The organism is Rhodoplanes sp. P11 (assembly GCF_964266735.1).
Lineage (GTDB): Bacteria > Pseudomonadota > Alphaproteobacteria > Rhizobiales > Xanthobacteraceae > Rhodoplanes > Rhodoplanes serenus.
Genome location: NZ_CAXWGY010000001.1, coordinates 1059712 through 1080865, shown reverse-complemented (window position 1 = coordinate 1080865; position 21154 = coordinate 1059712). Strand labels below are relative to the sequence as shown.

At 71.0% G+C, this 21154-nt stretch carries 16 protein-coding genes and 1 tRNA gene; 13 read left to right on the top strand and 4 right to left on the bottom strand.

The window, feature by feature from the left end; genetic code table 11:
• The first annotated feature begins 248 nt into the window (after positions 1 to 248).
• The 4 genes from ACFQUV_RS04790 to ACFQUV_RS04775 all read left to right on the top strand — a co-directional run bounded on the left by ACFQUV_RS04790 (position 249) and on the right by ACFQUV_RS04775 (position 6637).
• Positions 249 to 325: transfer RNA gene (locus ACFQUV_RS04790), tRNA-Met, on the top strand.
• Between the two features lie 397 nt (positions 326 to 722).
• Entirely contained in the window at positions 723 to 1757 is a 1035-nt protein-coding gene (locus ACFQUV_RS04785) for a FecR family protein (protein WP_129611386.1), read from the top strand.
• A gap of 52 nt (positions 1758 to 1809) precedes the next feature.
• Positions 1810 to 4584, top strand: a complete 2775-nt coding sequence (locus ACFQUV_RS04780; protein ID WP_129611385.1) for an EAL domain-containing protein — start codon at positions 1810 to 1812, stop codon at positions 4582 to 4584.
• Between the two features lie 343 nt (positions 4585 to 4927).
• Positions 4928 to 6637, top strand: a complete 1710-nt coding sequence (locus tag ACFQUV_RS04775) for a methyl-accepting chemotaxis protein (RefSeq protein ID WP_129611384.1) — start codon at positions 4928 to 4930, stop codon at positions 6635 to 6637.
• A 69-nt stretch (positions 6638 to 6706) separates the two neighbouring features.
• On the opposite strand, the gene treZ is transcribed toward ACFQUV_RS04775, so the two are convergent.
• The 4 genes from treZ to mnmA form a co-directional block, all read right to left on the bottom strand.
• Positions 6707 to 8542, bottom strand: a complete 1836-nt coding sequence (gene treZ, locus ACFQUV_RS04770) for a malto-oligosyltrehalose trehalohydrolase (RefSeq protein WP_129611383.1) — start codon at positions 8540 to 8542, stop codon at positions 6707 to 6709.
• Positions 8543 to 8705: 163 nt separating this feature from the next.
• Positions 8706 to 9167 carry a DUF6496 domain-containing protein gene (locus tag ACFQUV_RS04765; RefSeq protein WP_244601751.1) on the bottom strand — a complete coding sequence of 154 codons (462 nt, stop codon included), beginning with the start codon at positions 9165 to 9167 and terminating at the stop codon, positions 8706 to 8708.
• 186 nt (positions 9168 to 9353) lie between these two features.
• A complete protein-coding gene (locus ACFQUV_RS04760) occupies positions 9354 to 10025 on the bottom strand; it encodes a class I SAM-dependent methyltransferase (protein ID WP_129611382.1) in 672 nt (223 codons plus the stop codon).
• A 25-nt stretch (positions 10026 to 10050) separates the two neighbouring features.
• The gene (gene mnmA, locus ACFQUV_RS04755) at positions 10051 to 11283 is read right to left on the bottom strand and encodes a tRNA 2-thiouridine(34) synthase MnmA (RefSeq protein ID WP_129611381.1); all 1233 of its coding nucleotides are present in this window, start codon (positions 11281 to 11283) and stop codon (positions 10051 to 10053) included.
• A 318-nt stretch (positions 11284 to 11601) separates the two neighbouring features.
• Between mnmA and ACFQUV_RS04750 the strand changes: the two genes are divergently transcribed.
• The 9 genes from ACFQUV_RS04750 (at position 11602) to minC (ending at position 21152) form a co-directional block, all read left to right on the top strand.
• Complete coding sequence (locus tag ACFQUV_RS04750; RefSeq protein ID WP_129611380.1) at positions 11602 to 13191, top strand: flagellar hook-length control protein FliK; 1590 nt, start codon at positions 11602 to 11604, stop codon at positions 13189 to 13191.
• A gap of 30 nt (positions 13192 to 13221) precedes the next feature.
• Positions 13222 to 13941 (top strand): flagellar hook assembly protein FlgD, encoded by a 720-nt coding sequence (locus tag ACFQUV_RS04745; protein WP_129611379.1) that lies wholly within the window; start codon positions 13222 to 13224, stop codon positions 13939 to 13941.
• A gap of 320 nt (positions 13942 to 14261) precedes the next feature.
• The gene (locus tag ACFQUV_RS04740) at positions 14262 to 14537 is read left to right on the top strand and encodes a DUF1153 domain-containing protein (protein WP_008383176.1); all 276 of its coding nucleotides are present in this window, start codon (positions 14262 to 14264) and stop codon (positions 14535 to 14537) included.
• A gap of 536 nt (positions 14538 to 15073) precedes the next feature.
• Positions 15074 to 16708, top strand: a complete 1635-nt coding sequence (fliF, locus tag ACFQUV_RS04735; protein WP_111385224.1) for a flagellar basal-body MS-ring/collar protein FliF — start codon at positions 15074 to 15076, stop codon at positions 16706 to 16708.
• A gap of 16 nt (positions 16709 to 16724) precedes the next feature.
• Complete coding sequence (gene fliG, locus ACFQUV_RS04730) at positions 16725 to 17795, top strand: flagellar motor switch protein FliG (protein ID WP_111385223.1); 1071 nt, start codon at positions 16725 to 16727, stop codon at positions 17793 to 17795.
• Between the two features lie 7 nt (positions 17796 to 17802).
• Positions 17803 to 18429: a FliH/SctL family protein gene (locus ACFQUV_RS04725; RefSeq protein ID WP_111385222.1), complete on the top strand. Its 627-nt coding sequence runs from the start codon at positions 17803 to 17805 to the stop codon at positions 18427 to 18429.
• A gap of 31 nt (positions 18430 to 18460) precedes the next feature.
• Positions 18461 to 18808 (top strand): flagellar motor switch protein FliN, encoded by a 348-nt coding sequence (gene fliN / locus ACFQUV_RS04720; RefSeq protein WP_111385221.1) that lies wholly within the window; start codon positions 18461 to 18463, stop codon positions 18806 to 18808.
• Between the two features lie 81 nt (positions 18809 to 18889).
• Positions 18890 to 20257: a sigma-54-dependent Fis family transcriptional regulator gene (locus ACFQUV_RS04715; RefSeq protein WP_111385220.1), complete on the top strand. Its 1368-nt coding sequence runs from the start codon at positions 18890 to 18892 to the stop codon at positions 20255 to 20257.
• Positions 20258 to 20390: 133 nt separating this feature from the next.
• Positions 20391 to 21152: a septum site-determining protein MinC gene (gene minC, locus ACFQUV_RS04710; RefSeq protein WP_129608824.1), complete on the top strand. Its 762-nt coding sequence runs from the start codon at positions 20391 to 20393 to the stop codon at positions 21150 to 21152.
• The last annotated feature ends 2 nt before the right edge of the window (positions 21153 to 21154 follow it).

Genomic DNA, 21154 nt, shown 5'->3' with positions numbered 1-21154 from the left:
TTCGTCGATTCGTCTCGCCGGCACGCTGGGGTCGACCGCGGGCGCGACGTGGCCCGGCGACCGCCAAAAAGGCGTCTCGTAGGGTCTGGCGCGCCGCCCGGGCGGTGTGCTATGGAGCCGTCCCCGGCGGGTCGGACCTCGCGGTCCGATCGGCGGACGCGCCGCACGGCCTCGCGCCGGCCGAGCGCGTGTTGCACGGCGGGGTCTTGCACCGGATCGCGCTTCTTACAGGTCGCACGTCCGGACGGGGCGGAGTAGCTCAGCTGGTTAGAGCAGCGGAATCATAATCCGCGTGTCGGGGGTTCGAGTCCCTCCTCCGCTACCATCGATCCCCCCTCTCGCCCGATCGATCGCCCACGGTCGATCACCGCCCGCTCGATCTCTTCCGCCCCTGACGGCGCGTCGTCGCAGCGGCGCAGCGCTGCAACTGTCTTTCGGAACAGGGTTGACGGGTGGTGACTGGAGCCGCGCGGCTCGCCACACCTCATGCGCGCGAAAGATCAGACTTTCGCGCAATCCGGTGCGTGACTCCCACGTATCCGCAGCGATCGGCGCCCTGTGCTCGATCGCGGCTCGGCGGGCGAGCCTCGCGGTTAACAATGCGTTTTCGGCCCCCATCGAAATACGTCGATCACCGATAAGCAAGTTGAGACACCTTTTTAGTATCGAGTTACTACCGGCGCTGCCGCAGCGGCACCATTGCTCACCGTGGGACCTCGGCCATGTTCGAGCGACGATCGTTCCCGTTCCGCGTGCTCATCTCTCTCGCCACGACCATGATGGCGACCCTCGTGACGAGCCTCGCCGTCGTGTCCGGCGCGGCGGCCGCCGAGCCGCAATGGCGCGTCGCCAAGATGTCCGGCGACGTCCGTGTCGGCACTGCGTCCACGACGACCGTCGCACTCGCGGTCGACGCGGTGCTCGGCCCCGGCACCGTGGTGGCGACCGGCCGCAACGGCCGTGTCCTCCTGGTCCGCGGCCGCGAGTCGATCCTGGTGTCGCCGGGCTCGGTGATGGCGCTTCCGGACGCGACCGCCGAGGATGGCTCGACCACCATCTTGCAGCGCGCCGGCACGCTCCTGCTCGACGTCGACAAGCAGCCGGTGCAGCACTTCTCGGTCGAGACGCCGTATCTGGCCGCCGTCGTGAAGGGCACCCAGTTTCGCGTCACGGTCGGCTCCGGAAGCTCGGATGTCGAGGTGGTGAACGGCGCCGTCGAGGTGACGGCGCTCGCCACCGGCCGCCACGCCGTGGTGCTGGCCGAGCAGAGCGCCAGCGTGTCGTCCGCCGGACCCGTCGACCTCTCGCTGCGCGGCTCCGGCCGGTTGAGCCCGATCCTGCCCGGTCAACCCCGCCCGTCCTTGGTGGCGCCGCCCACGGACCGCAGCGCCCGCCAGGCCGCCGCACCGCCGGCCCGCCCGGCCCCCGACGCCTCCGATGCGCCCGATGCGAGCGAGCACCGCGACGGCGCCGTCGGCGCCGCGCCGGCGACCGCCGCGACGACCGACATGCGCCTCGCCCTCTCCTGGCCGACCCGAGGAGACGGCACCGAGCTGCTGCCGACCGACGACCGCGCGCATGGCTGGTACAACCCGCTGCGCAGCGCCTTCGAGCATCTCGGCGACGTCGTCACCGCGGCCGACAGCCTGCGCTACCACGAGGACGCCACCATGACGATCGCGGTCTCCTCGTCGGTCGGCACGCTGGTCGCCTTCGGGGTGGCGATCGAGCGGCGACGGCGGCGCCGGCGCAAGTGATCCCCCTGCGGCCCGCGCCGGTGGCAAGCCGTGCGAACCGAGGGAGGGGCACGTGCATCGCTCTCGCGTGATCCTCCTGGTCGCGGCCCTGGTCACCGTCGGGCTGCTGACCGGCGCCCGCGACATCCTGCGCGATGCCCTCACCGACCTCCGCTTCGCCGTGCTGTCGCGGCCGGCGACCGGCTCCATCGCGGTGGTGGCGATGGACGCCCGCTCCATCGAAGCGATCGGCGTGTGGCCGTGGTCGCGCCGGCTGCACGCCGCGTTGATCGGCCGGCTGGAGCAGTTCGGCGCCACCGACATCGTCTTCGACATCGACTTCAGCTCGCGCTCTGCGCCGGCCGAGGACGCGGCGTTCGCGGCTGCCCTGCGCCAGGCCGAAGGCTCGGTGGTGCTGCCGACCTTCAAGCAGCCCACCGCCAGCCACGGCTATCAGGGCCCCGACCGGGTGACGATGCCGCTGCGGCAGTTCCGCGATATCGCCTGGCCCGCCGTGGTGACGGTGCCGGTGGAGGCCGACGGACGGGTCCGGCGCTATCTGTATCAGGATCACATGGACGGTCTCACCGTGCCCACCGTCGGCGCCTATCTGGGCGGTCCGACGGCTGGGCGCGACGATGCGTTCTGGATCGATTTCGGCATCGCGGCGACCACCGTGCCGGTGATCAGCTACATCGACGTGCTGGCCAACGCGGAGACCGCGGCAGCGCAGCTCGCCGGCAAGAAGGTCATCATCGGCGGCACCGCCATCGAGCTCGGCGACCGCTTCACCGTGCCGAACGGCCGAGTCATCCCGGGGGTGCTGCTGCAAGCAATCGCCGGCGAGTCGATCCTTCAGGGCCGCGCCCTGACGATGAGCGGCCCCGTCGTCGCCACGCTCGGGCTGCTCGGGCTGGCGGGGCTCGTGTCGCTGCTGTGGGGCCGCGTGTCCGCCCCGGCGCTCGGCGGCGTCGTGATCGGCCTGGCGCTGGCGATCGAGGCCGGCGCTCTGCTGGTCCAGGCGACGTGGCCGATCATCGTCGACACCGCGCTCGTCCAGATCGCCCTCGCCGGTCTGCTCGCCGCCCTCGTGATGTCGGAGCTCGATCTGCGCGGCCTGCTCGGGCGGATCGCCGATCTGCGCTTCCAGAAGGTCACCATGTCGCTCGGTGACGGGCTGATCTGCACCGATCAGGCGGGCGTAATCACGTTGTGCAATCCGTCGGCGGCGACGCTCTTCGGGTGCGCGCCGGACGACCTCGTGGGCCAGCCGTTCGCCGCCGTCTGCCCGGAGCGCCGCACCGCCACCGCGATCGAGCCGTTCGCGCTCGGCGAGCTGTCGCCGGAGGCCGTGCACCGTGCCGCGCGCGAGCCGATCGAGCTGGTCGGACGGCGGCGCGATGGGGAGACGTTTCCGATCGAGGGCGTGCTGTCGGCCTGGCAGGGCACCGACGGCTGGCAGTTCGGGCTGGTGCTGCGCGACGTCTCGGTCCAGCGTCGCGAGGCGGAGCGCATCCGCTATCTGGCCGAGCACGACACACTGACCGGCCTGGTCAATCGGCAGGTCCTGCATGCGCGGCTCGCCGACGCGACGGCGGCGGCGCTCGCCTCCGGTCGTCAGGTCGCGCTGCTGATCATCGACCTCGACAAGTTCAAGCAGGTGAACGACACGCTCGGCCATCGTCATGGCGATGCGCTGCTGTGCGCGGTGGCCGACCGGCTCGCCTCCTTCGTCGCGACGCCGGACTTCGTCGCCCGGGTGAGCGGCGACGAGTTCGCGGTGGTGCTGATCGGCGACACCGTCGCGGCCCGCGCCACGGCCCTGATGGAGCACATCGCGTCGTCCTTCGCGGCGACGCCGCTCCTGGTCTGCGAACGCGAGATGCGCATCAATGTCAGCGTCGGCGGCGCCTGCGCGCCGGCCGACGCGGCTTCGCCGGAGGAGCTGCTCGCCAATGCGGACCTCGCGCTCTATCGCGCCAAGACGGCGGGGCGCGGATGCAGCGTCCGCTTCGAGCCGAGCTTCCGCGCCGAGTTCGACCAACGCCTGGAGCTCGAGCAGGGTCTCGCGCGGGCTCTGCTGCACGACGAGTTCGAGCTGTTCTATCAGCCGCAGATCGACCTCGCGACCGGCGCCCTCGCCGGCGCCGAGGCGCTGATCCGCTGGTGGCATCCGCGGCGCGGCCTGCTGACGCCGGGCGCCTTCATGCCTGTCGCCAACGCCTCGTCGGTGTCGGACGCCATTTCTCTGTGGGTGCTGCGCCGTGCCTGCCGGCAGGCAGCGGCGTGGAGCGATGCCGGCCATCCCATCCGCATCGGCGTCAATCTCTCGCCGTCGCAGCTGCTGTTCGGCGATCTTGCCGCCACCGTGGCCGACGTTCTCGCCACCACCGGGCTGTCGCCGTCGCGGCTCGAGCTGGAGGTGACCGAGGACATCCTGATCGCCGACGACGAGGCGGCGGCGCGCACCTTCGGACAGATTCGCCAGCTCGGCGTCCAGATCGCCTTCGACGACTTCGGGACCGGCTACGGGAGCCTCAGCTATCTCAAGAAGTTCGCCCCCGACCGGCTGAAGATCGACAAGTCGTTCGTGCACGAATTGACCATCGGGACCGACGACGCGGCGATCGTCCGCTCCACCATCGGGCTCGGCAAGCAGCTCGGCCTGTCGGTGATCGCCGAGGGCATCGAGCACACCGACACCGTCGGGCTGCTGCGCAGCATGGGCTGTGACGAAGGCCAGGGCTATCTGTTCGGCGCGCCGATGCGCGCCGCGACCTTCGAGCAGACGTTCTTCGTCGCCCCGCGAACCGACGTAGGACGAGGCGGTCGCGCCGACGCGGCGTGATCACCGAAGCGATCGGCCGGATCGCACCAGACTAACCATGGCGACCTTATCTGGATTGGACTAATAATCCAATTCATAGCCTATTTCATATGGTTATCGTCTTTTAAATAGATCGTTTATACTATAAATTAACTAACCCAAGAGTATGAGGAGGGATCGAGAGGCTCATGTCCTCGCACCGCGATCCCCGCACGACGGCGCCAGGACGACGGCCGCGATTGCATGCCGGCGTCGGGCCGGAGGAATCACGCGATTCGTGAATGTCGTGCCTCGCCCCCGCGAGGAGCATCCCGTGCGCGCCGCGCCGGCGCGTGCGCCGTCGACACATGCATCGGAGATCGACATGTCGCTGCTCAGCCGTATCGGCATTCTGCCGAAGATTCTCACCGTCATCGGATTGCTCGGCTTCGCCGCCGCCGCCGTCAGCGTGGTCGCGGTCAACGCGATCACGGCCCTGAACGAGGTGAGCCGTGAGGTGGCGGCCGCCGGGGCCAAGGGAATAATGTCCTCGCTTCTCAACGTCAACGTCCTGGCCCTGAACCGGGAAGAGCACAACATTGCCATTCGGCCTCGGCCGGACGTGATCCGCGACGCCCGTCAGACGATCTCCGACGAATGGGCCATGTTCGACCTTCGCTTCGCCAAGCTCAAAGGGCTCGCCTCGTCCGACGACGACCGTCGCTTCATCGCCGAAGCGGCGGCGTTGTATGCCGACTATCGCAAGGAGCTGGAGATTACCGTCAAAATGGCCGAGTCCCTGTCCGGAGCGCTCACTCCGGCCGACGCGGAGAAGCTGATCCACGAGTTGCTGGTGAGCCGCCAGGTTCAGGAGAAGGCGCGGGCGCGCGCCAGGGACTACTACGCCGCTCTCGAGAATAGGATGCAGGTGCTGTCGGAGGTCGCCGAGACCACCGCATCGAACGGCCGGACCACCATCGTGGCGGCCTCGGCGGTCGGCATCCTGAGCGCGCTCGCATTCGGCTTCGTCATCGGCCAGTTCGGTATCGCGCGTCCGATCGGCACGTCGGTGGCGAACTTGCAGGCGCTCGCCAAGGACGACTTCACGGTCGAGATTTCGGGTCAGGACCGGCGCGACGAAGTGGGCGACATCGCTCGCGCCGCCCTGGTGTTCAAGCAGAACGGCATCGAGAAGAAGCGGCTGCAACAAGCCCAGCAGGCGGCCGAGCAGCAGGCCGTGGCCGAGCGCAAGCGCGAGATGCACCGGCTCGCCGACGGCTTCGAGTCGGCGGTCGGCGACATCGTCGAGACCGTGTCGTCGGCATCGAAGGATCTCGAGGGCGCGGCGACCACGCTGTTCCGGACCGCCGAGACGACCCAGCAGTTGTCCACCCGGGTCGCTGCCGCATCCGGGCAGGCGTCCAGCAATGTGCAGTCGGTCGCCTCCGCCACCAACGAGATGACCGCCTCGGTGCAGGAGATCAGCCGCCAGGTGCAGGAGTCGAGCCGCATTGCGGCAGACGCCGTTCATCAGGCCGAGAAGACGGATGCGCGCATCGGCGAGCTGTCGCAGGCCGCGCAGCGGATCGGCGACGTCGTCAAGCTGATCACGGCGATCGCCGAGCAGACCAATCTGCTCGCCCTCAATGCCACCATCGAGGCCGCACGCGCCGGCGAAGCGGGCAAGGGCTTCGCCGTGGTGGCCCAGGAGGTCAAGGCACTGGCCGCCCAGACCGGCAAGGCGACCGGCGAGATCGGCGCCCAGATCGCCGGCATGCAGCAGGCGACTCAGGATTCCGTCGGCGCCATCAAGGAGATCGGCAACACCATCGGGCGCATCGCCGAGATCGCGTCGGCCATCGCGGCCGCGGTCGAGCAGCAAGGCGCCGCGACGAGCGAGATTTCGCGCAATGTCCAGCAGGCCGCCCGCGGCACGACGGAGGTCGCCACCAATATCGGCGAGGTCGACCGCGGGGCCGCGCAGACCGGCTCGGCCTCGACTCAGGTGCTCTCCTCGGCTCGCGCATTGTCGACCGAGAGCGGCCGCCTCAAGCTCGAACTGAGCAAGTTCCTCGCTACCGTCCGAGCGGCCTGACTGCCGAACGGGTCGTCCGGTGAGCACGGCCGACCCGATGCCACGCCCGGCTCGGCTCGATCGGACGACCTATGCGGCGCTGTCAGGCACGGCCGCCAGCAGCGCCGCGGTTCGCCCCGGAAAGCGCCAGCTCCCGTCGGCAGCGAGCGGCGACACCGCGCCCTCGCCGCCATAGGCCGGGTCCTCGCTCGACCAGACGAGACGCCAGGTGCGATCCGCCGGCGGCGCCAGCAGCGGCTCCGGCCAGATCCGCCACGCGACCTCGCGGCCGGTGTTGACGATCAGCAGCCGCTCGTCGCCGGCCCCGAAGAAGCGCACCAGAAACGCCTCGTCGGACAGCACCGCGCCATCGAGCCGGTGCGGGCCGGCGAGCACCGGATCGGTGCGCCGCAGCGTCAGCAGGTCGCGGTGGAGCGCCACCGCCCAGGCGTGCCGGTCGCGCTCCGACCAGTCGAGCGCGCATTTGCGGAACGTCGCCTCGAGCCCGGGCCGGTCGGTCTCAACCGCCGCGACGCTCGGGAACTGCGAGATAAACTCCCGCCGCCCCGTCTCCACCGCCGTCGCCAGATCGGGCTTGTGGTCGGCGAAGTAGAGGAACGGCGTCGTCGCGGCGAACTCCTGGCCCTGGAACAGCATCGGCGTGCCGGGCCCGAGCAGCAGCAGCGCCGTCAGGACGCGCAGCCGGGCGCGGTCGCCGAGATCCACCAGCCGCAGGCCGAAGGCCGAGTTGGCGACCTGGTCGTGATTCTCCAGGAAAGTGATGCGCCGGTGCGGCGCGAGGTCGAGCGCCGGCATGCCACGCGGCTTCTTCTGCCAGGCGGAGCGCTGGCCCTGATACAGGAAGCCGTGCTTGACGCAGGCGAGCAGCTCGCGCGCCGACCCCGTATAGTCGGAATAATAGGCTTCGGCCCGGCCGGTGAGCGCCACATGGGCAGTGTGGTGCAGGTCCTCGTGCCAGACGCCGTCGAGGCCGTAGCCGCCCTCCTCCACGGGCCGCACCAGCCGGGCCTCCTGGGGCTCGTTCTCGGCGACGACGAAGACATGGCGCCGCCCTGCGGCGACACGCGCCGCGGCGGTCAGCTCGGCCACGATATGGGTCGGCGAGGCGTCGAAGATCTGTTGCGTCGCGTCGAGCCGCAGGCCGTCCAGGTGGAACTCGCGCACCCAATAGGCGGCGTTCTCACGGACGAACTCGCGCACCGGCGCCGAGCCGGGCCCGTCGAAGTTGATCGCGTCGCCCCATTCGTTGGGATAGCGATCGGTCAGATAGGTGTCAGAGAAGCACGGGAGGTAGTTCCCGTCCGGGCCGAAGTGATTGTAGACGACATCGAGGATGACGCCGAGGCCGAGACGGTGGGCGGTGTCGACGAAGGCGCGCAGGTCGTCGGGGGTGCCGTACAGCCGGGTCGGCGCGAACAGGTCGACGCCGTCATAGCCCCAGCCGAAGCGGCCGCAGAACTCGGCCACCGGCATCAGCTCGACGACCGTGATGCCGACGTCCTTCAACAGCGGCAGCTTGGCGGCCGCCGCCGCGTAGGTGCCTTCGGGCGTGAAGGTGCCGACATGCATCTCGTAGACGACGTGGCCGTCCTCGCCCCGCACGCCCGGCCAAGCGTCGTCGCTCCAGCGATACGCGGCCGGATCGACCACGGCGCTCAGCCCGTGCGGACCGTCGGGCTGATGGCGCGAAGCGGGATCGGGCAGCGGCGTCGGCCCGCCGCCGAGACGGAAGCCGTAACGCGAGCCGGGGCGCGCCTCCGGCACGAAGGCCGAGCGATAGCCGCCGTCCTCGACCGCCAGCTCGTGCTCGACCCCATCGACCATCAGCACGACCGACTCCGGCAGCGGCGCCCAGACGCGAAAATGGACACCGCCGGCGGGCTGCGGCTCGGCCCCGATCGGCATGGCCCGCACCGGCGCGGCAGGGGCCGAGGGCGCCCAGGAGGATGCCTCCGGAGAGACCACCGCGGACGACGGAGAGGATGTGGCCAAGGTCGGCCCCCGAGCAAGAGAGACGGTTCGAGACGATCCGCGGCGCCGCGGACTGCGGCGCCGTCGCGAGCGCGCCTCAGCGGCGGCGCAGCGCCCGCGCGAGCTGGTCGCGAGTCATGCGCGAGCGGCCCGGAATGTCGCGCCGCTTCGCCTCGGCATAGAGGGCCGCACGGGTGTCGCGGCGGCTGCCGGTGGTCGGATCGTTGCGCCGGCCTTCGGCCGCCGCCCGCCCGGTCTCGCCGCGGCGCTCCTTGCGCTTGGTGCGCGTCAGCTTGCGCCGGTTCTCGGCCGGGCTCCGGCGGTTCGACGCGCCGGCCTCGGAGAGTCCGATGGCGATCGCCTGCCTGGGGTTCCTCACTTTGCGGCCGCCCTGCGTGGTCAGCTCGCCATGCTTGAACTCGTGCATGACGCGGGCGATCGTGTCCTTCTGGGGCTTCGACGGCTTGGCCGACCGGCGGGTGGTCGTCTTCCGCGGTGCCGACCTGCCGGCCGACGTCCGCTTCTTCGCTGCCGTCTTGTTGGTTGTCCTGGCGACCATGGCGCTCCTCCGCGAATCCGTTCGGTAACCGACGGGGTGCGACGGAGTTCCGCGGGGCGCCGGGAGGCGCCCCACGGGTGAGCGAGCGGATAATGCTCCAAGTCTGATCGCCGGCTCGGCTCCCGCACCTATCCACCTGCGGGAGAGAGGTCGGATCACCGAAGCTCGCTTCGTCCTCTGGAGCGCCTACTCGGCCGCCTGGGCGGTCGGGGCCACGGCCGCCTTGCCGAAACGGATCAGCGAGAAATGGCCGAGCGGCGGCATCGGACGACGGTCGATGACGTGAACGCCCGGCGCCCCTTCGACCCAGCGGGCGAGCCGCTCCCACGGGAACTCCGGCCGCCAGCCGAGCTTGCGGGCGATCGGCGCGAACGCCGCCTCGAACCATTGGCGCGGGCCGCTCTCGGCACCGATGTGGTTGACCAGGATGATCTCGCCGCCGGGCTTCACGACGCGGGCGAACTCGTCGAGCGTGCCTTCCGGGTCCGGCACCGCGGTGATGACGTACTGCGCCACTACGACGTCGAACCAGCCGTCCGGGAAGGCGAGCTTGGTGGCGTCCATCACCGACAGCACCTCGACATTGTCGAGCTTCTCGGCGGCGACGCGCTCCTGCGCCTTGCGCAGCATGGGCTCGGAGATGTCGACCCCGAACAGCCGGTTGGTCCGCCGATAATCGGGCAGCGAGATGCCGGTGCCGACGCCCACCTCCAGCACCCGGCCGCCACCCGCCGCCTCCACGGCGGCGATCGCCGCCTTGCGGCCGCGCTCGAACACCGTTCCGAACACCATGTCGTAGACCGGCGCCCACCGGGCATATGCCTTCGCGACCTTGTCGCGGTCGAGATCGTCCGCCATTCCTTCGCCCCCGAAACTCGAAACCCTATCCTCGCGCGCCGGCCGCCGCGGCCCCTCCGGCCGCCGCGGCTCCGCGCCGTCCCGTCCCGGCGGTGGCGACGGTCTCGGCCGCCGACGCCGCCGTGCGGATGAAGCCGCCGCCGAGGACACGGGCCTGACCGGCCAGCGCGTCGTAGAACACGCAAGCCTGCCCGGGGGCGACCCCTTCCTCGCCGTCGACCAGTTCCACCTCGATCTCGTCCCCGGCGCGGCCGATCCAGGCCGGCTGCGGCCGCCGGGTCGAGCGCACCTTGACGAACACCTCCAGCCGGCCGGGCACCTGGGCGGCCGCGATGGCCTCATCGAGGGTGCCGTCGCCGATCCAGTTCACGTCGCGCAGCCGCATCCGCGCGGTGCGCAGCGCCTCGCGCGGCCCGACCACGACACGGCGGGTCGCCGCATCGAGCCGCACCACGTACAGCGGCTCGCCGGCCGCGATGCCGAGCCCACGCCGCTGGCCCACCGTGAAGCGGATGATGCCCTGGTGATGCCCCAGCACCCGGCCGCCGAGATCGACGATGTCGCCCGGCTCGGCCGCCCCCGGCATCAGCCGCTCGATCACCTCGGTGTAGCGGCCGGTGGGAACGAAGCAGATGTCCTGGCTGTCGTGCTTGTCGGCGACCTCCAGCCCGAACCGGCGGGCGAGATCGCGGGTCTCGGCCTTGGTCCGCTCGCCGAGCGGAAAGCGCAGCAGGTCGAGCTGGTCGCGTGTCGTCGCGAACAGGAAATAGCTCTGGTCGCGTTCCTCGTCACGGGCGCGGTGGAGGGCGCGGCGGCCGTCCGCCCCCACCCGGGAGGCGACGTAGTGGCCGGTCGCCAGCACGGCGGCGCCCAGCTCGCGAGCGGTCTCCAGGAGATCGCGGAACTTGATCGACTGGTTGCAGTCGACGCAGGGCACCGGCGTCTCGCCCGAGACGTAGCTCTCGGCGAAGCGGTCGATCACGGCTTCCTTGAAGCGGCTCTCGTAGTCGAGCACGTAATGCGGGATGCCGATGCGGTCGGCGACCCGGCGGGCATCGTGGATGTCCTGGCCGGCGCAGCAGGCGCCGAGCCGGTGGGTGGCGGCACCGTGATCGTAGAGCTGCAAGGTGATGCCGACGACGTCGTAGCCCTCGGCCTTCAGCAACGCGGCCGTGACCGAGGAATCGACCCCGCCCGACATGGCGACCACCACGCGGGTGTCGGCCGGCCGCGTGTCGAGATCGAGACTGTTCCGCATCGTGGTCGCGGTGGCGCCGCGCTCCTCACCCATCGGCCGGCGGTGGGCTGGCTCCCCGCGTCGCGACCGTCGTCCTTACTATAAGGAGCCGGGGGGGCGCCCGCCAGCGGCGCGGCGGCCCGTTTGCCACACGAGCCCGAAGGGAACCACCGCCGCGTCCCGGCAAATCTTGCCCCGGAGCGGCAAAGGCGGGCGGTCGTCGGCCGGACCAGGCTCGCCTGGGCCGACCTACTCCTCTGATATAATTATACAAATTTTGCCCCGCGAGTGGCCCGGCGCTTGCACGGCAAGGCGGGACCACATCGAGGGGCCGCCGCCGTGCCGACCGTCAGCATCGAGCCGACCGCTTTCGCCGCCGCCACCCAGGCCGCCCACGCCGCCGCCCGGGCGGTGCGCGGGCCGTCCGACACCGGCACCGACTTCGCCCGCCTGGTCGACGACGCCCACGGCACCATGGCGGCGAGCCAGGACGCGCGGACGCGCCAGCGCGCCGCCGACACCGCAGCCGAGCCGCGGGCCGAGCGCACGCCGCGCCCCGCCGCCGACCAGAACGGCGCCGAGCGCCGAACTCGCCCGCACACCGCCGGCCGCGCCCCCCGCTCCGGCGACGACCAGAAGGATTTCGGTCCGGTCGACCGCACCTGCGCCGAGCCGACTTCGACGACCGACCGCAAGGAGGCCGCCCCGGCCGGCGACGCGACCGCCCAGACCGACCCGGCCACGCCGAGCCCGGCCGACGACGCCACCGCCGACCAGGCGCCGCCGCCCGCCGGAGCCGACGGCGGAGCCGCTCCCGTCCCGGTGGCCGTCGCCACCGCGGTCCCGGTTGTCGACCCCATTGCCGCCGCCCCCGCGCCGGCCATTCCCACCGGCGATGCCACCGCCGGCCCGACCGCGCCGGTGGGCCCGGCCGCGCCGGTGGGGACGCCGGCAGCGGACGCCGGCAGTTCCACCCCGGCGGAGACCGGCGCAAGCGGCGCCGCGAACAGCCCCGCGGCCGCCGGCACGCCGGCCGCGGCCGGCGACCCCGACGGCTCGGCGAGCGACACCGCCAAGGCCGGCGCACCGGCTCATGCCCCCGGCGGCGCCGCCAAGTCGTCCGCCCCGGGCACCGGCCTCACCGACTCGACCGACACCCCCGCATCGACCACCGGCCCTTCCGACGATGCCGCGGCCCCGACCCCGGCCACCGGCTCCGACGGGGCGGCCGGCCGCCCGGCGACGGCGCCCCATGCGGCCGCTCCCGCCTTCGCCAAGGAGACCGCCACGAGCGGCGGGGCCGAGCGGCGCAGCGGCAGCGACGCCGCCACCGCGACCAGCACGCCGACGCTCCCCACCGGCCAGGCGGCCGGGACGGCCGGCCCCAGCGTCCCGGCGGCCGGACTGGCGCCCGGGATCGGCCGCGCCGAGGGCCTGACCCTGACGGGTGCCGGACCGGCGGCCGCCACCGCCGGGGCCGCCGGCCGCGGCGAGGCGAGCACCGCCGTGCCGCTGTCCGGTGTTCCGGTCGAGATCGCCGCCCAGGCGCGGGCCGGCAAGCAGCGCTTCGAGATCCGGCTCGATCCGCCGGAGCTCGGCCGCATCCATGTCCAGCTCGACGTCGATCCCAGCGGCAATGTGGTGTCGCACCTCACCGCCGACCGCCAGGACACCCTCGACCTGCTGCGCCGCGACGCCGGCCAGCTCCAGCGCGCCCTTCAGGACGCCGGCCTCAACGCCGACCAGAGCGCCATGCAGTTCTCGCTGCGCGACCAGGGCAGCGGGGCCGGCCAGTACCGGGACGAGAGCGGCGGACCGCGATCCCCGCGCACGGCCCTCGGCGACACGGCCGACCAGGGCGTGGTCGAGGTGACCGCAACCTACGGACGGATGATGGGCCGCAACCGCGGCGTCGACATCCGGGTGTAACGGCATAACCGAACCAGAAGGCGCTCAGCCATGTCGACCCCGATCCTGTCCGGAACCCAGTCCAACGTGCGGGCCGCCAACACGTCGGGGACGCTGGGGACGTCAGCGACCGCCGCCTCCAACGGGGCCTACTCGGCCAGCGGCAAGACCATCGCCGAGAACTTCCAGACCTTCCTGCAAATGCTGACGACGCAGTTGCAGAACCAGAGCCCGCTCGACCCCCTGGACACCAACCAGTTCACCGCCCAGCTGGTCCAGTTCACCCAGGTCGAGCAGATGCTCAAGTCGAACCAGCAGCTCGAGACGCTGGTGAACCTTCAGAAGACCGTCCAGGGCTCCCAGGCGCTGAACTATGTGGGCGCCACCGTGACGGTCGACGGCTCGACCGCGACCCTCGACGCGAGCGGGGCGAAGTGGCGCTTCGGTGTCAGCAAGCCGGCGAGCGCCACCGTCACCATCACCAACACGGCGGGCCAGACGGTCTATTCCGGCACCTTCACCATGCAGGCGGGCGAGCAGCAGTTCACCTGGGACGGCAAGGGCAAGGACGGCACCGTCTGGCCGCCCGGCCAGTACAAGATGTCGGTCACCGCCACCGACGCCTCGGGCCAGACCGTGGCGGTCTCGACCGAGGTCGAGGGCGTGGTCGACACCGTCGATCTCACCAAGCAGCCGCCCGTGCTGTCGATGGGCAATCTCGACTTCACCATGGACATGATCAAGCGCGTCTCCAAGGCGAAGTCGTCGTGAGCCGGCGACCCGCATCCGCCGGGGGCGCCTCCGGCCCGCCCCGGCCGTCGCCCATCGAGGAGCGCATCGCGTCGTCATAGCCCGCGCGCACTATCTCGATGGGATGCCTGCCCGCCCCCCGCCGCGGTTCCCCGGCACACCCCGCATCATATTGACGACAAACAGTTTGCCGCCGTTGTCCGGGCACCCCGACGAGAGTTTTCCGCGGGGTTCGCTCGACAGCGATGTTTCCCCTTTTTTTACGGGTGCTTAGCCAAATTTTAAGTCGCCGCCTCTATGGTGGCGAGGTGTTGTTCAGTTCCTGTAGCGTGAGTTCGTCCATGACCGAACCCCACCGCCCGAGGGTGAAATACGTCATCGGGCCGGACGGCAGCCCTTTGACGATCGCCGACCTCCCTGCACCGGGCACCAAGCGCTGGGTGATCCGCCGCAAGGCCGAGGTCGTCGCCGCCGTCCGTGGCGGGTTGCTCTCCCTCGAAGAAGCGTGCAGCCGGTACACCCTGACCGTCGAAGAGTTCCTGGCCTGGCAGTATTCCATCGATCGCCACGGCCTGGCCGGCCTGCGCACCACGAGGTTGCAGCAGTATCGGCAGTGAAGCCGGCCCGGCACCACCTTCCCGCGAATTTTTTTCCGGGACGTGGAACCGAACCGTGCTGGTCACGTTGAATGGATGTCGGGCCGATATCCCCCAGCCCCCCCATCAGCCCGACGAGCGCCGCCCGGATGTGTCACCCATCGGGCCGGCAAGAGGCCGCCTCCCCTGGCGGCCTTTTTCTTTTCGGGGGCTACGCCTCTTTTCGGGGGTCCCGCGGCGCCGTCCCGGCGAGCACGGAACGCGCCGACACCGAGCGCGCCAACACCGCGCCGCCGACGCCGGCTCTCGTTCCCTCTCGCCCCGCCCCCCTCTCCTTCCCTCCCGTGCCGCCCACCCGCGCCGGCCGTCGAGGCCGGCCGGCTCCCGTACAGGGCGAGGCGCGGCGGCCACGCCACCGGGAAAATTGCAGAAGCCCGGGCCGGTTAACCCGATCGTTAACCATTTCGAAACCATGAACCCGGCAAAACTTGCCGGGTCGGGCGAGTTTCGCGCGGCGGAATAACAGCTTGGAAGTCCCCCCGGTCCAGGGTCGACCCGTGCAAGGTCTGGTCACATTCGTAAAGACGCTCGGACCCGCCCGCCTCGCCGCGATGGGCGCGGTGACGGCTGCGATGATCGGCTTCTTCGCGTTCCTGATCCTGCGGGTGACCGCCCCGGTGATGACGCCGCTGTTCACCGACCTCTCGCTCGAAGACTCGGCCGCCATCATCAAGGACCTCGAGCGCCAGAGCATCCCCTACGAGCTGAAGAACGACGGCGCCGTCATCCTGGTGCCGCGCGAGCGGGTCGGCCGCTTGCGCATGAAGCTCGCCGAGGGCGGCCTGCCCAAGGGCGGCGGCATGGGCTACGAGCTGTTCGACAAGTCCGACGCCCTCGGCACCACGAGCTTCGTCCAGAACATCAACCATCTGCGCGCCCTGGAGGGCGAGCTGTCGCGCACCATCCGGTCGATCGACCGGGTGCAGGCGGCGCGCGTCCACCTGGTGCTGCCCGAGCGGCCGCTGTTCTCGCGCGACAAGCTGGAGCCCTCCGCCTCCATCGCCCTCAAGGTGCGCGGCCAGCTCGAAGCCCAGCAGGTGCGGGCGATCCGCCACTTGGTCGCCTCCGCGGTCAACGGCCTCAAGCCGGAGCGCGTCTCGATCGTCGACGAGAGCGGCCGCCTGCTCGCCGACGGCGCCAATGCCGACCCCTACGGCACCGGCGCGGCCGGCGACGAGCGCAAGCTCGCCTACGAGCGCAACCTGCGCGACCAGGTCGAGTCGATCATCTCCTCGGTGGTCGGCCCCGGCCGCGCCCGGGTGCAGCTCACCGCCGACTTCGACTTCAACCGGGTGACCCAGACGCAGGACCGCTTTGACCCCGAAGGCCGCGTGCTGCGGTCGAGCCAGACCCGCGAGGAGATGTCGACCACCGCCGACCCGCAGGGCCAGGTGAGCGTCGCCACCGAGCTGCCCGGCGCCCAGGCCCAGCAGGGACAAGGCCCCCGCGACCAGAGCAAGAAGACCGAGGAGATCAACAACTACGAGATCACCCGCATCACCGAGACCAAGGTGATCGAGGGCGGCCGGGTGAACCGGATCTCGGTCGCCGTGCTGGTCGACGGCCTCTACGGCCGTAACGAGAAGGGCGAGCTGACCTATCAGGAGCGCACCAAGGAGGAGCTCGACCGCATCGCCGCCCTGGTGCGCTCGGCGATCGGCTTCGACCAGCGGCGCGGCGACCAGGTCGAGGTGATCAACCTGCGCTTCGCCGAGACCCCGGGCATCACCGTCTCGGAGCCGGCCGGCCTGATGGGCATGCTGCAATTCACCAAGGACGACCTCATGCGCGGCATCGAGCTGGCCGTGATGCTGGTGCTCACCCTGGTGGTGCTCCTGTTCGTGGTCCGCCCGCTGGTTCGCCGCATCATCACGCCGGAGCATCTCGCCGCCCTCACCGGCGCCACGCCCGCGGTGGCCGGGGCGGCTCTGCCGGCCGGCGCCATCCCGCCCGGCATCCCGACCAGCGAGGAGGAAGCCACCGCCGCCCCGAGCCAGACCGCCCGGATGATCGAGTTCGCCCAGGTGCAGGGCACCGTCCACGCCCAGTCGATCCAGAAGGTCGGCGAGCTCGTCGAGCGCAACCCGCAGGAGACGGTGTCGATCCTGCGGCAGTGGCTCAACGAGACCTGATCGCGGGCCCGAGATCATGAGCAGCAGACCCAACAACGACATCGAGAACGTGGTGGCCACCCTGGCGGCGCGCCAGAGCGGCGCACCGAGCCGGAAGATCAGCGGCCCGCAGCGCGCCGCCGTGCTGCTGCTCGCGCTCGGCGACCAGTACGGTTCCAAGATCTGGCAGCTCCTCGACGACGACGAGCTGCGCCAGCTCTCCATCGTGATGTCGACCCTCGGCACCGTGCCGGCCGAGGAGGTCGAGGGGCTGATGCTGGAGTTCGTGTCGCGGCTGTCGGCGTCGGGCGCCCTGATGGGTACCTACGACGCGACCGAACGGCTGTTGCAGCAGTATCTGCCGCCCGAGCGTGTCAGCGGCATCATGGACGAGATCCGCGGACCGGCCGGCCGCAACATGTGGGAGAAGCTCTCCAACGTCCAGGAGGAGATGCTCGCCAACTATCTCAAGAACGAGTACCCGCAGACCGTCGCGGTGGTGCTGTCCAAGCTGCGCCCCGAGCAGTCCGCCAAGGTGCTCGGCATCCTGCCCGAGGAGGTCGGGATGGACGTCGTCAACCGCATGCTGCGGATGGAGGCGGTGCAGAAGGAGGTCATCGAGCGGATCGAGCAGACGCTGCGCACCGAGTTCATGTCGAGCCTGTCGCAGACCCGCCGCCGCGACGCCCACGAGCTGATGGCCGAGGTGTTCAACAACTTCGACCGGCAGACCGAGACGCGCTTCATGACGGCGCTGGAGGAGTCGAACCGCGAGAGCGCCGAGCGCATCAAGAGCCTGATGTTCACCTTCGACGACCTGGTCAAGCTCGACAACGCCTCGGCCCAGACGCTGATGCGCCACATCGACAAGGACAAGCTGGCGATCGCCCTCAAGGGCGCCTCCGAGCCGGTGCGGCTGTTCTTCATGCAGAACATGTCGTCACGCGCCGCCAAGATGCTGCAAGACGACATGCAGGCGCTCGGCCCGGTGCGGCTGCGCGAGGTCGACGAGGCGCAGGCGCTGCTCGTCAACCTGGCCAAGGATCTCGCCGGCAAGGGCGAGATCATGATCACCAAGAACCGGACCGACGAAGAGCTGGTGTACTGAGGCGGGCATGAGCGCACCGGCAAAATTCCTCTTCGATCTCGACTTCGCCGCCCCGGTGAAGCCGAAGACGGAGCCGACCATCTCGCCGGCCGAGCACGAGGCGGCGATCGCGGCGGCCGAGCAGCGCGGCTACCAGAAGGGGCTCGTCGCCGCCGAGGCGCAGGCGCGCACCCAGGCCGAGCGGCAGACCGCGGCCGCCTTCGACCGCATCGCCGCCGCGCTCGGCATCGTGGCGGCGCAGATTCCGGCTCTCACCGCGAGGATCGAGGCCGACGCGGCCGAGCTCGGCGCCGCGGTCGCGCGCAAGCTCGCTCCGGCGCTGATCGCGGCCGAGCCGTTCGGCGAGGTCGGCGGCCTGGTGTCGTCGTGCCTGCGCGAGCTGCTCGGTGCCCCCCACGTCGTCGTGCGGGTGCACGAGGCGCTGTACGACGTGGCGCGCGAGAAGCTCGGCGAGATGGCGCGCGGGCGCGGCTTCGACGGGCGCCTGGTGGTGCTCGGCGAGGCCGAGATCGCGCCCGGCGACTGCCGGATCGAATGGGCCGACGGCGGCCTGATACGGGATCGCGCCGCCATCGAGGCGGCGATCGACGAGGCGGTGGGGCGCTACATCGCGGCCCGGCGCGGCGCGGCCTGAGCGGCGAGGACGGAGCGGCGAGGACGGAGCTATGGCAGACGAATCGAAGGTCCCGTTCCCCAATCTCGACAGCGACCAGAGCGTCGTCGAGCAGGACGTGGCGATCGCCGAGCCGGAGACCGCGACCCACTCGGCCGCCGATCTCGAAGCGGTGTTCGATGTGCCGGTGCAGGTGTCGGCCGTGCTGGGGCGCGCCCGCATGGAGGTCGGCGAGCTGCTCAAGCTCGGCCCCGGCGCCGTGCTGGAGCTCGACCGCCGGGTCGGCGAGGCGATCGACATCTACGTCAACAACCGGCTGGTGGCGCGCGGCGAGGTCGTGCTGGTCGAGGACAAGCTCGGGGTGACCATGACCGAGATCATCAAGGCGGACCGAAGCTGATGATACCCGCCCGCCACCGCTGCCCGCTCTCTTCCGTTTCGGCGCCCGCCTGCGCGCGCCCCGCAGCCTCGGAGTGACACCATGCGCCTCCTGATCGTCGGAACCCTGAAGGGTCAGCTCACGGTGGCGACCAAGATCGCCATGGACAAGGGCGCCAGCGTCACCCACGCGGAGAGCACCGATCAGGCGATGGCGGTGCTGCGCTCCGGCCGCGGCGCCGACCTGATGATGGTCGACGTCGCTCTCGACATCCGCGAGCTGGTGCTGCGGCTGGAGGCCGAGCACATCCACGTCCCGATCGTCGCCTGCGGCACCGGCAACGATGCGCGCGCCGCGGTGGCGGCGATCCACGCCGGCGCCAAGGAGTACATCCCGCTACCGCCCGATCCGGAGATGATCGCCGCGGTGCTGGCGGCGGTCGCCGACGACTCGCGCGAGCTGGTCTATCGCGACCAGGCGACCGCCAACGTGGTCAAGCTCGCCCAGCAGATCGCGCCCTCCGACGCCTCGGTGCTGATCACCGGCGAATCGGGGACCGGCAAGGAGGTGCTGGCCCGCTACGTCCACGCCCGCTCCAGCCGGTCGCGCGGGCCGTTCATCTCGGTCAACTGCGCCGCGATTCCGGACCAGCTTCTCGAATCCGAATTGTTCGGCCACGAGAAGGGCGCCTTCACCGGGGCGGTGGCGCGCCGCATCGGCAAGTTCGAGGAGGCGAACGGCGGCACCCTGCTGCTCGACGAGATCTCCGAGATGGAGGTGCGGCTCCAGGCCAAGCTGCTGCGCGCCTTGCAGGAGCGGGTGATCGATCGGGTCGGCGGTACGCGGCCGGTGCCGGTCGACATCCGCGTCCTCGCCACCTCCAACCGCAACCTCGCCGAGGCGGTGCGCGACGGCACGTTCCGCGAGGACCTGCTGTTTCGCCTCAACGTCGTCAACCTGAAGATCCCGCCGCTGCGCGAGCGGCCCGGCGACATCATCGAGCTGGCCCAACACTTCGTGCGCAAATACGCCCAGGCCAACGGCGTGCCGGTGCGGCCCCTGTCGGCGGAGGCCAAGCATCAGCTCACCGTCAACCGCTGGCCCGGCAATGTGCGCGAGCTGGAGAACACCCTGCACCGCGCCGTGCTGTTGGCGACCGGCGACGAGATCGGCCCCGAGGCGATCCTGTCGCCGGACGGCGAGCGGCTCGACCGCTCGCGTCCGCCCGCCGTCGCCCATGCGGCGCTCGCCGCCGAAGCGGTGACGCGAGCGCTGGTCGGCCGCACCGTCGCGGACGTGGAGCGCGACCTGATCCTGGAGACCCTGAAGCACTGCCTGGGCAACCGCACCCACGCGGCCAACATTCTCGGCATCTCGATCCGGACGCTGCGCAACAAGCTCAACGAGTACGCGGCCGAGGGCGTGCCGGTGCCCGCGCCGCACGGCGGCGATGCCCGCATGGCCGGCTAGAGGCGATCTCCGTGCACCCCCGATCTCGCTGCGACTCAATCCTGCCTCACTGCTCGGCTCCGCTCCAGGCTGGGGCGATTCGTCCGGCGTCCCCCGCCCTTCCGCCCTCATGTCGTGACAGGAGCCGGACCCGATGAGGACCGCCGTGCAGAGCAGGCTGCGCCCGCGCCCCGTCCGTTTCCGCGGCCGGTCCTACATGGCGTTCGCGCTCGCCCCCGAGCTGCCGGTGTCCGACTGGCTCGCCGACATTGACGGCACCATCGGCCGCTCGGCCGGGTTCTTCGCCGGCCGGCCGGCGGTGCTCGATCTCGCCGGGCTGACGCTGGCGCCCGCCGAGGTCGCGGCGCTGATCCGCGAGCTGGAGGGTCGCGGCATCCGCATCATGGGGCTGGAGGGTGCGGAGGCGGCCGCCTACGGGCCGGACCTGCCGCCGGTACTGACCAGCGGCCGGGTGCTGACCGCCGTCGACACCGCGCCGGAGCCCGCCACTGCACCGCCGGACGCCACGCCGCCGAGCGCCACGCCGGCAGCCCGCGCGGCCCCGCAGCCAGCGGCGGCTCCCTCGGCCGGCTCGCTGATGATCGACACGCCGATCCGCTCCGGCCAGACCGTCTACCATCCGCACGGCGACATCATCGTGCTCGGCGCGGTGTCGTCGGGCGCCGAGGTGGTGGCGGGCGGCTCCATCCATGTGTACGGCGCCCTGCGCGGCCGCGCCCTCGCGGGCGCCGGCGGCGACCGCCGCGCCCGCATCTTCTGCCGCCGCATCGAGGCCGAGCTCCTCGCCATCAGCGGCTACTACCGGACCGTCGACGATCTCGACGTCGCGCTGCGCCACCGGCCGATCCAGGCGTGGCTCGACGGCGACACCATGCTGATTGCTGCACTCGACTGAGG